The 10160-nt window shown below is 68.5% G+C and carries 9 protein-coding genes; 2 read left to right on the top strand and 7 right to left on the bottom strand.

What is annotated here, in order from left to right; all coding sequences use genetic code 11:
- Window positions 1-434, top strand: a 434-nt coding sequence (locus tag V7067_RS01280; protein ID WP_334174056.1) for an ABC transporter permease subunit, incomplete at its 5' end; no start/stop codon positions are given.
- Between the two features lie 24 nt (window positions 435-458).
- Window positions 459-1397: an ABC transporter substrate-binding protein gene (locus V7067_RS01285; protein WP_334174057.1), complete on the top strand. Its 939-nt coding sequence runs from the start codon at window positions 459-461 to the stop codon at window positions 1395-1397.
- Window positions 1398-1602: 205 nt separating this feature from the next.
- Here V7067_RS01285 and V7067_RS01290 read toward each other — a convergent pair whose 3' ends face one another.
- From V7067_RS01290 to V7067_RS01320, 7 genes are all read right to left on the bottom strand, one after another.
- Entirely contained in the window at window positions 1603-3027 is a 1425-nt protein-coding gene (locus V7067_RS01290) for an FAD-binding oxidoreductase (RefSeq protein WP_334174058.1), read from the bottom strand.
- 16 nt (window positions 3028-3043) lie between these two features.
- Window positions 3044-3826, bottom strand: a complete 783-nt coding sequence (locus V7067_RS01295) for an SDR family oxidoreductase (protein ID WP_334174059.1) — start codon at window positions 3824-3826, stop codon at window positions 3044-3046.
- A gap of 115 nt (window positions 3827-3941) precedes the next feature.
- Window positions 3942-5030: a glycerol dehydrogenase gene (locus V7067_RS01300; RefSeq protein WP_334174060.1), complete on the bottom strand. Its 1089-nt coding sequence runs from the start codon at window positions 5028-5030 to the stop codon at window positions 3942-3944.
- Window positions 5017-5790 carry an SDR family oxidoreductase gene (locus V7067_RS01305; protein ID WP_334174061.1) on the bottom strand — a complete coding sequence of 258 codons (774 nt, stop codon included), beginning with the start codon at window positions 5788-5790 and terminating at the stop codon, window positions 5017-5019. The genes V7067_RS01300 and V7067_RS01305 overlap by 14 nt, the downstream gene beginning before the upstream one ends.
- 100 nt (window positions 5791-5890) lie before the next feature.
- Window positions 5891-7459, bottom strand: coding sequence for an FGGY family carbohydrate kinase (locus tag V7067_RS01310; protein WP_334174062.1), 1569 nt, complete (start codon window positions 7457-7459; stop codon window positions 5891-5893).
- A 26-nt stretch (window positions 7460-7485) separates the two neighbouring features.
- A complete protein-coding gene (locus V7067_RS01315) occupies window positions 7486-8466 on the bottom strand; it encodes an ABC transporter permease (protein ID WP_334174063.1) in 981 nt (326 codons plus the stop codon).
- A gap of 58 nt (window positions 8467-8524) precedes the next feature.
- On the bottom strand, window positions 8525-10042 hold the full coding sequence (locus V7067_RS01320) for a sugar ABC transporter ATP-binding protein (RefSeq protein ID WP_334174064.1): 1518 nt from the start codon (window positions 10040-10042) through the stop codon (window positions 8525-8527).
- Window positions 10043-10160 lie beyond the last annotated feature (118 nt).

Consider the following 10160-nt stretch of genomic DNA (forward strand, 5'->3'; position numbering starts at 1 on the left):
TGGTGCTGTGGCTGGGGTTCGGCACCGCCTCCAAGGTGTTCATGGCGGTGCTGGTCATCTTCTTCCCCGTCGTCACGGCCTTCTTCGATGGTCTGCGCCGTACCGAGACGGGGTGGTTGGAACTGGCGCGCACCATGCGGGCCGGCTCCTGGGCCGAACTGCGCCATGTGCGGCTGATGGCGGCGCTGCCCGCCTTCGGCTCCGGCCTGCGGGTGGCGGCGGTGGTTGCCCCCATCGGCGCGGTGGTGGGCGAGTGGGTGGGGGCCGCCGGCGGCCTCGGCTATGTCATGCTCAACGCCAATGCCCGTGTGCAGACGGAAGTGTGTTTCGCCGCCCTCTTCATTCTCTCCCTGATGGCGGTGCTGCTCTGGAAGGCGGTCGACATGCTGCTGTCGCGTCTTCTCTACTGGGTGCCGAACAGCGATAACGCCTGAACCAAAACGAGGGGTTCACCACCGATGCTGAAGAAGACCGTTCTCGGCCTTTGCGCCGCCCTGATGATGAGCGCCCCGGCGCACGCCGCCGAAAAGGTGACCGTGCTGCTGGACTGGTTCATCAACCCTGATCATGCGCCGATCATGGTGGCCGAGCAGATCGGCGCCTTCAAGGAGGCCGGTCTCGACGTGGAGATCGTGCCGCCGGCCGATCCTTCCATGCCGCCGCGCCTCGTCGCCGCCGGACAGGCAGACCTTGCCATCACCTATCAGCCGCAGATCTATCTGCTGGCCGACAAGGACCTGCCGGTGGTGCGTGTCGCCACGCTCGTCGACACGCCGCTCAACACGCTGACGGTGCTGAAGAAAAGCGGCATCAAGAGCCTTGCCGATCTGAAGGGCAAGAAGATCGGCTATTCGGTGAGCGGCGTGGAAGATGCCACCATCGCCGCCATGCTGCAGACGGCGGGGCTGTCGCTGTCGGATGTCGAGCTTGTCAACGTCAACTTCCAGCTGGTGACGGCGCTGATGTCCGGTCAGGTCGATGCGGTGATCGGCGGCTACCGCAACTTCGAGGCGACCGAGCTGAAAGAGCAGGGCGCCGATGCGGTGATGTTCAATGTGGAGGATTATTCCCCCACTTATGACGAACTGATCCTTGTCGCCAACAAGGCCAACGCCAACGACCCGAAGATCGCGAAGTTCCTGGCCGCGCTGCAGAAGGGCACCGATTATCTGCTGGCGCACCCGGACGAGACCTGGACGGCCTTCGCCAAGGCCCATCCGGACCTCGACAACAACCTGAACCGCACCGCGTGGAAGGACACGCTGCCGGCCTTCGCCCGCAATGTCTACACGCTCGATACGCCGCGTTATGAGGCCTACGGCAAGTTTCTTGCCGATCACAAGCTGATCTCGGCGGAGAAGCCGGTGTCGGATTATGCGGTTGAACTGAAGAAATAATCGCCGCCTGCACACAGAACGCCCCGCTCTGCTTCGGCGCAGAGCGGGGCTTTTTGCGTTCCGGGCCTGCGCCATGCCGGTCTTGCCGGGTCATGGGCGGCTGGGTGTTTTTCTTCGTATCCTAATTCATTCCATAACCCCTGTTCTGCGGACTTGCGCGGAACAGATGCTGCGACCCTCTGCGCAGCGCCGCCATAAACCCACCCTACGGCAGAATCCGGCCCTGACCCAGAAGGCCCGCCGGGTCCAGCAGCGCTTTGAGCCCGCGCATCAGTTCGGCATCCAGCGGCGGCAGGCGCTGCGCGAAGGCCGCGCGCTTGGAAAGGCCGATGCCGTGTTCGGCGCTGATACTGCCGTCCGCAGCATCGACCAGATCGAACAGCACGGTTTCGGCTGCGGCGAGCAGGCGGTCGCGGTCCGCTGCCGGCGTGCCGGCCCGGGCAAGCGCATTGAGATGGATGTTGCCGTCGCCGACGTGGCCATAGGCCACCGGCTCAAGATGCGGCGACAGGGCGGCAATGGCGCGCTGCCCCTCGTCGAAGATACGCGCGAGATCGGTCAGCGGAACCGAGATGTCGGAGCGCATGTGGTGGCCACGGCGGGCCTGCCCTTCCACCAGTTGCTCGCGATAGGCCCACAGGGTGGCGGCCTGCTGCCGGCTCTGCGCAATCACCCCGTCGCTGACAAGGCCGCGCTCCATCGCCACCGCAAGGAAGGTCTCCATCAGCGCGGCCAGATCGACACCGCCGCTGGCCGAAAGCTCCAGCAGCACATAATGGCTCGCCGGGCTGTCCAGCGGCTCGCCCAGTGCCGGGCTGGCCTCGCGCGCGAGATCGATGCAGACGCGGGTCATCAGTTCAAAAGCCGACAGCAGGTCGCTGCACTGGCGCCGCGCCAGACCGTAGAGCGCCATGGCATCGGCCGGCGAAGCAACCGCCAGCAGCGCGGTTTCCACCTGCTCCGGGCGGGGAAAGAGCTTGACGACCGCTGCCGTGACAATGCCGAGCGTGCCTTCCGCGCCGATGAAGAGCTGCTTCAGGTCGTAGCCGGTGTTGTCCTTGCGCAGCCGCTTCAGGTCGCGCCACAGCCGGCCATCGGGCAGCACCACCTCAAGGCCCAGCACCAGATCGCGCATCATGCCCCAGCGCAGCACGTTGACCCCGCCGGCGTTGGTGGCGATGTTGCCGCCGATCTGGCAACTGCCCTGCGCGCCGAGACTGAGGGGAAAGAAGCAGTCGGCCGCCTCGGCCGCAGCCTTCGCCGCCTCCAGCACGCACCCCGCCTCCACCTCCATCGTGAAGCCGACGGGATCGACATGGCGCACCCGGCTGAGACGGGCCATGTCGATCAGCACTTCCCGCCCCTGCCCTTGCGGAACGGTGGCGCCGACGAGGCCGGTGTTGCCGCCGAACGGCACGAACGGCACCCCGGCGGCGGCACAGATGCGCACCGCGGCCGCCACCCCGGCGGCATCGCGCGGGCGCACCACAGCGCGCGCTACCCCATGATAGTCGTGGTGCCAGTCGCTCTCGTAACGGGCCAGATCGGCCGCGTCGCGCACAAGCGCATCCGCGCCGAGGGCGGCCTCAAGAGCCGTGACCAGTTCGCCGCTGTGCGTTTCGTCAGCCATGTCCGTCCTCGCCCGTTCAGCCCTCTGTGGGGTTTCCACTGACATAGCCACCATCGACCGGCAGGCAAACCCCGGTGATGAAGGCGGCACCGGGAGACGCCAGAAAAACCGCCGCCCCGACCAGATCTTCCGCCTGCCCCCAGCGCCTCAGGGCGGCGCGGCGGGCAATGGCGGCGTTGCTGGCCGGCGCCTGCCACAGCGGTGCGGTCATGTCGGTTTCGTGATAGCCGGGCGCCACGGCATTGACGCGGATGCCCTGCGGCCCGAAAGCGTGGGCAAGGCTGCGGGTGAGGCCGACGATGCCGGTCTTGCTGGCGCAATAGGCGGGCACCGTCTCATCGGCCAGATAGCTCAGCATCGAGGCGAAGTTGATGACGCTGCCCCGCGTGCGCGCCAGCAGCGGCCGCGCGGCCGTGGCCAGACGCATGGCACTGGTGAGGTTCACGGTCAGCACGTCGGTGAAGGTCTCGTCGCTGAACTCGGCCTCCGGCCGGGCGATGCCGGCGGCGTTGACCAGCACGTCCAGCCGGTCGAGGCCCGCCACGAAGGCCGCGATGGCCCGATTGTCGCGCACATCGAGCGCAGCAAAGCGGATGGCGCTGTCGGCCGCGCCGGCGCGGCAGGCATCGAGCTTGGCGGCCGATGAACCGGTGGCGGTGACCGTGCCGCCCAGCGCCGCAAACCCGCGGGCCAGCGCAAGGCCGATGCCGCTGGTGGCCCCCGAGACGAGAATATGGCGGCCGGCAAAGAGGTCGGGGCGGAAGCCGGAGACGGCCTCCTGAAGGCGAACCTGCGGCATCGTTTCTCCCTGCGGCCGGAGCCGCTGTTTTCTGCCTGTGCTGTTTCTTGCCTGTGCTGTTTTCTGCCGGTCCTGCGGCGGCGGCCGGCAGGGGAGCCCGCCGGCCGCCGGTCTTTCAGATGAGCGTGCGCAGGGCCGCGACCACCATGGCCTCGCTGACCGGGAACGGCTGGTTGTGGACGATCTCGCCCGGCCGGCAGGCGCGGGCGGCCACGATGCCCAGCACCGCGTCGCCGGTGTCGCGGATGCCAAGGTCGGCGAGCCGCGTCGGCAACCGCACGCTGCGGCAGAAATCGCGCACCGCCGCGAATTCGGCCTCCGGCACGCCCTCAAGGCGCAGCTGCGCCAGCACGCCGAGGGCCACTTTTTCGCCGTGCAGGGCGTGGTGCACGTCCGCCAGTTCGCTCAGACCGTGATGAATGGCATGGGCTGCCGCCACGCCGCCGGATTCGAAGCCAATGCCCGACAGCAGAATGTTGGCCTCGACGACGCGCTCGAAGGCCGGCCCGGCCTCGTGACGGTCGTTCTCCGCCAGCGCCTCGGCACCGAAGGCGAAGATCGCATCGCGGCAGTGCGCGGCGATCTGGTAGGCGAGCGGCAGGCCCTGCACCTGAAACATGTTGAGCGCGCCGCTCTTGCGGCAGGCCTCCGCCTCGTACCAGGTGGCGAGCGCATCGCCGATGCCGGCCGCCAGAAACCGTGCCGGCGCCTCGGCGATGATGGCGGTATCGACCAGCACCAGGTCGGGATTACGCGGCAGGAACTCGTCGTGCTCCACCGTGCCGTCGGCCCGGTAGACCACCGAGAGGGCCGAACAGGGGGCATCCGAGGCGGCGATGGTGGGGGCGACGATGCACGGCACGCCCAGCCGGCGCGCGGCCGCCTTGGCGGTATCCAGCGCCTTGCCGCCGCCGACGCCCACCAGAACCTGCGCCCCGGCTGCGCGCGCAGCGTCCGCCAGGGCATCGATTTCCGCCAGCGTGCACTCGCCGCCGTGACGCAGCACGGCGAAGTGATCGAGCGCATCGTGGGTTGCAGCCGCAATCACCGGCTCCAGCCGGTGGAACACGCCGCGGTCGACCACACAGGCCGCACGGCGGCCGAACACCGCCGCCTCGCGGCCGAGCGCGGCAAGCGCCCCCGGCCCCTGCACATAGCGGCCGGGAAAGCGCATGCCCTGAAGACGGGTTTTACCAGCAGACATAGCCACCATCCGCAAGCACGATCGAACCGGTCATGAGGCTGGCCGCATCGCTGGCCAGAAACAGGATGACGGAGGCCACCTCGTCGGTGCGGCCCAGCCGATTCATCGGCGTGCCGCCCACCCAGTGGCGATACATCTCCGCATCCTGATAGACGTAGGCGTTCATCTCGGTGTCAATATAGGTCGGCGCCACGGAATTGACGCGCACGCCGCGGCCACCCCACTCGGCGGCGAGCGAACGGGTCAGGTGGTGCACGCCCGCCTTGGAGGCGTTGTAGTTGGCCTGCTCCTGCGGACGGTTGACGATGAAACCGGACATCGAACCGACGTTGACGATGGCCCCGCCGCCGGCTTCCAGCATGCGCCGGCCGAACGCCCGGCAGCACCAGAACACGCCGTTGAGATTGACGTCGATGACGCGCAGCCACACATCGTCCGCCATGGTCTCGGCCGGATGATTGGAGATGGCGATGCCGGCGTTGTTGACGAGAACGTCCACCCGGCCGTGACGCGCGGCGATCGCCTCCGCCACCCGCTCCACCGCGGCAACGTCGGTCACGTCCAGCGTCTCGGCCTCGGCGCGGCAGCCGCGGGCGGCCAGCGTGGCGACCGCGCCCTCCGCAAGGGCGGGATCGCGGTCGGTGATGACGACGAGCGCACCGGCCTCGGCCAGCGCTTCCGCCGCCGCCAGCCCGATGCCGCGGCCGGCACCGGTGATGACCGCCACCTTGCCGGACAAAGAGAATTTTTCCATATACATAGGATTAATAATCCTTCGGATGAACGCCGCCCGCCGGCGGGCCGCAGGGCGGCCGGCATCGGGATGCGGCAAGGCGGAACGGCTGGGGGCGCGGGCTTCGTCAGTCCGCTGCGGCCATCGTGTCGGCCGGCGTGGCGGCCAGAATGGCAGCGGTGCGGGCGGCAAGGCGGTCGAGATCGTCGTAGAGTGCCTGCGAACGGGCATAGAGCCGGTCGAACACCGGCTGGGTTTCGGCATAGATGTCGGCCCAGCGCGGATCGGGCGCCACCTCGCCCTTAAAGCGCACGAAGGCGCCGGCGGCATCCTCGACGCGCGAGAACCGGCCGGTGGCGGTGGCTGCCAGTGCGGCACAGCCGATGACGCCGCATTCGGCCTCCGCCGGCACCACCACCGGAATGCCGTAGGCGCTGGCCTTGATCTTCAGCCACAACTGCGTGCGCGCGCCGCCGCCGGAAGCGATCACCCGCTCCACGGCCTGCCCGGAATTCGCCTCCAGAATGCGGATGTGGCGGGCGACGCCGAAGGCCACGCCCTCCATCACCGCGCGCTGCAGGTGCTCCATGCCATGGCCGGCCGCCAGCCCGAAGAACTGGGCGCGGGCGTTGCGATGCGCGCCGAAGCGCTCGCCGGTGAGATAGGGCATGAAGATCAGCCCGCCCGCCCCCGCCGGGGCCTCCGCGGCGCGGGCCACGATGTCCTCATAACCACCCCGGCCGTCCAGCAGCGCGCGGCGCGCCCAGCGCATGGCATCGCCGCCGGTTTCCAGCAGCATGAACGGCCCCCAGTTGCCCTCCACGGTGGCGACGTTGGAGATCTCCGGGTCGAGCAGCGCCTGACCGGTGATGAGGGTGATGATGCACGACGTGCCGGTCACATCGGAGGCAAGCCCCGGCCGGCAGACACCGGAGCCGAGCAGTGCCATGGGATAATCGGCCCCGCCCACCAGAACCGGCGTGCCGGCGGCAAGCCCGGTGGCAAGGGCCGCCGCCGCGCTGACCCCGCCCAGCACCGCCTGCGGCGGGCGGATCGGCGGCATCATCGCCGGGTTCAGCCCGAGCCGGGCGATCATGGCCTGCGACCAGTCGCCGGTCTGCGGGTTCATGAGGAAGTTGCACGACGCCTCGGTCGGATCGGTGGCGATCTCGCCGGTAAGGCAAAAGTTGATGTAGTCCTTGGGCGCCAGCACCGCGGCGGCGCGGGCATAGGCATCCGGCTCGGTGTTGCGGATCCATTGCAGCTTGAACGCGGCCCACGCCGGGGTCGGCGGATTGCCGCTTTCCGCCAGATAGCTTTCCGGGGCGTTGGCCGCCTCGAAGGCGGCCACTTCGGCCACCGTGCGCTTGTCGTTCCACAACGGCACGGTTTCGCGCGTCAGGCGGCCGGCATCGTCGATCAGCACGGTGCCGTGCATCTGGCCACAGGCGCAGATGGCGGCAATGCGGTCGCGGGCATCGGGATGGCGGTCGAGCAGGGCACGCACCGAGCCGGCAACGCCGTCCCACCAGTCGGCCGGGCGCTGCTCCGACCAGCCGAAGCGCGGCACGATCTGATCATATTCGCGTCCGGCGATATCGACGATCCGGCCATCGCGATCCACCAGTGCGGCGCGGGCCGAGCCCGTGCCGACATCGATGGAAAGCGTGAGGGCGGAAGAAGCAGCGCTGACCATGGCAGGCTCCGCGACAGGGACGTTTCTCAGCGGCGCAGCCAGGCCGTGCCGTTCTGCAGCAGCATGGCGATCACGATGATGACGCCCATGAACACCTGCTGATGATAGCCGGGCACGTTGGCGAGGTTCATGATATTACCGATCACGCCCAGCACCAGCACGCCGAGAAAGGTGTTGAACACGCCGCCGCGACCGCCCATCAGGCTCGCGCCGCCGATCACCACCGCCGCGATCACATCCAGTTCCGCGCCGACCCCGACCGTTGCCGAGCCCACGCCCGAGCGCGAGGTGGAGATGATGCCGGCCACCGCGGCGAGCGCGCCGGAGATGATGTAGACCGCCATCACATAGCGCGGCACGGCGATGCCGGAAAGCCGCACGGCCTCCTCGTTGGAACCGATGGCCTTCACCAGACGACCGAACCGGGTGAAGCCCAGAACGATGCCGGCGATGCCGAAGATGACCAGCATGAGGATGACCGGCATCGGCACGCCGAACACATAGCCGGCGCCGAAGGCGGTGAGCACGGAGCCCGCATCGCCCACCATCTGCGGCTGTCCCTTGGAGATGATCAGGGCCAGACCGCGGGCCATCGTCATCATCGCCAGTGTCATGACGAACGCCTGCAGGCGCACATAGGCAACGAGAAAGCCGGTAACGGCACCGCAGGCGGCCCCCGCCAGCACCACCAGCGGCAGCGCGGCGCCCGGCGCCCACCGGGCGATGAACAGCGCCGAAAGCACGCTGCCGAGCGCGGCGACCGAGCCGACCGAAAGGTCGATGCCGCGCGTCAGAATGACGAACAGCATACCGACCGCCATGATGCCGGTGCCGGAGACCTGTCGCAGCACGTTCATGATGTTGCGTTCGGTCAGGAAGGCGGGCGACTGCCAGCTTGCCACCACCACGAGCAGCACGAAGATGAAGAAGGTGCCGTAGCGGCGGAAAGCCTCGGTCAGACTGATCCGGGGCTTGGGGCTCGTGGCATCCGCTGAAACAGCGCTCATGGGTTCACCTTAAAGTGTTGACACCTGCAAGGCCGATTGCGGGCGGCAGCCGCCCGCCTCAGGCCGCCGCCGGAGCGCCGGCAAGGGTGCGGGACGTCGTGCGGGAAATCGCCACCGACAGCAGGTTTTCCTCGCTGAAGGCATCCGGCATCAGTTCGCCGCGGATCTCGCCCTCGCCCATCACCAGAACCCGGTCGCACAGGCCGAACAGTTCCTGATGTTCCGACGAGATGACGATGACCGCACAGCCCTTGTCGGCCAGTTCCTCGATCAGGGCATAGATCTCGGCCTTGGCCCCGACATCGACGCCGCGCGTCGGCTCGTCGAGAATGATGACGCGGCCGCCGGCGTGGAACCATTTGGCCAGCACGACCTTCTGCTGGTTGCCGCCGGAAAGGCTGGAAACCGGCGCATCGATGCTGGCAGCCTTGAGGCGCAGGGCCTTTGCAAGGCCGGTTACCGTCGCCCGCTCGGCCGCCCGGCGGATGAAGCCGAAGCGGTTGGTGACCGCGCCCATGCCCGCCATGGTGGCGTTGACGCGGATCGGCAGGTCGAGAATGACGCCCTGCCCCTTGCGGTCCTCCGGCACGAGGCCGATGCCGGCGGCCACCGCATCGCCCGGCTTGTGGACGGAAAGCGGCTTGCCGTCGAGATAGATGTGGCCGCTGTCGCGGGCATCGGCGCCGAAGATCAGGCGCGCGACCTCGGTGCGGCCGGAGCCGACCAGTCCGCCGAGGCCGACGACCTCGCCGGCCCGCACCGAAAAGCTGACATCGCGCACCCGGCGGCCGGCGTTCAGCTTCTCCACGCGCAGCACCTCGGCGCCGGTCTTGCGGCCGGCGCGCGAGGCAAACAGCGCATTGACGGGGCGGCCGACCATGAGGCGGATGACGCCGTCCATGTCGCACTGCGCGGGCGTGACGACATCCACCACCTGCCCGTCCTTCATCACCGTCATGCGATCGGCGATGCGAAACACCTCCTCAAGGCGGTGGGAGATGTAGACCACGCCGACGCCATGGCGGCGCAGATCGGTGATGATGTCCAGCAGCCGGTCGGCATCGCGCGCCGCCAGAACCGCGGTCGGCTCGTCGAACACGATCACCCGCGCCTCGCGCGACAGCGCCTTGGCGATTTCCACCACCTGCTGATGGGCCACCGAAAGCTCGCCCACCAGCACGCCGGGATTAATATCGAAGCCGAGGCGCCGGATCAGGTCGCGGGCCCGGGCCTTCAGCGTCCGCCACGAGATGCCGGCGGGCAGATCTTTCAGGAAGATATTCTCCGCAACCGACAGATCCGGGGCCAGCGCCATTTCCTGATGGATGATGGTGATGCCGCGGGCAATGGCATCGCGCGGGCCGTGGAACAGCACCGGCTCGCCGCCAACCCGCACTTCGCCGGAGGTCGGCTGGAACTCACCGCCCAGAACGCGCATCAGGGTCGATTTTCCGGCGCCGTTCTCGCCGAGCAGGGCATGCACCTCGCCCGGCATCACCGTCAGGTCAGCCCCCCGCAGCGCATGGACGCCGCCGAAGGACTTGGTGATGGCGCTCAGTTCGACCAGTGCCGTCATGGTTCTCCACTCCGCCGGAGGGTTGGGCAGATCGGGCCGGCAGCCGCCGCGACAGGCCGGCAGCCGGGGAGGGAAACAGACCCGGTTGCCGGCCCGTCGCGCCGACGCGGTATGCGTC

This window comes from Pseudoxanthobacter sp., from assembly GCF_036822375.1.
In the GTDB taxonomy this organism is placed as follows: Bacteria; Pseudomonadota; Alphaproteobacteria; order Rhizobiales; family Segnochrobactraceae; genus Pseudoxanthobacter.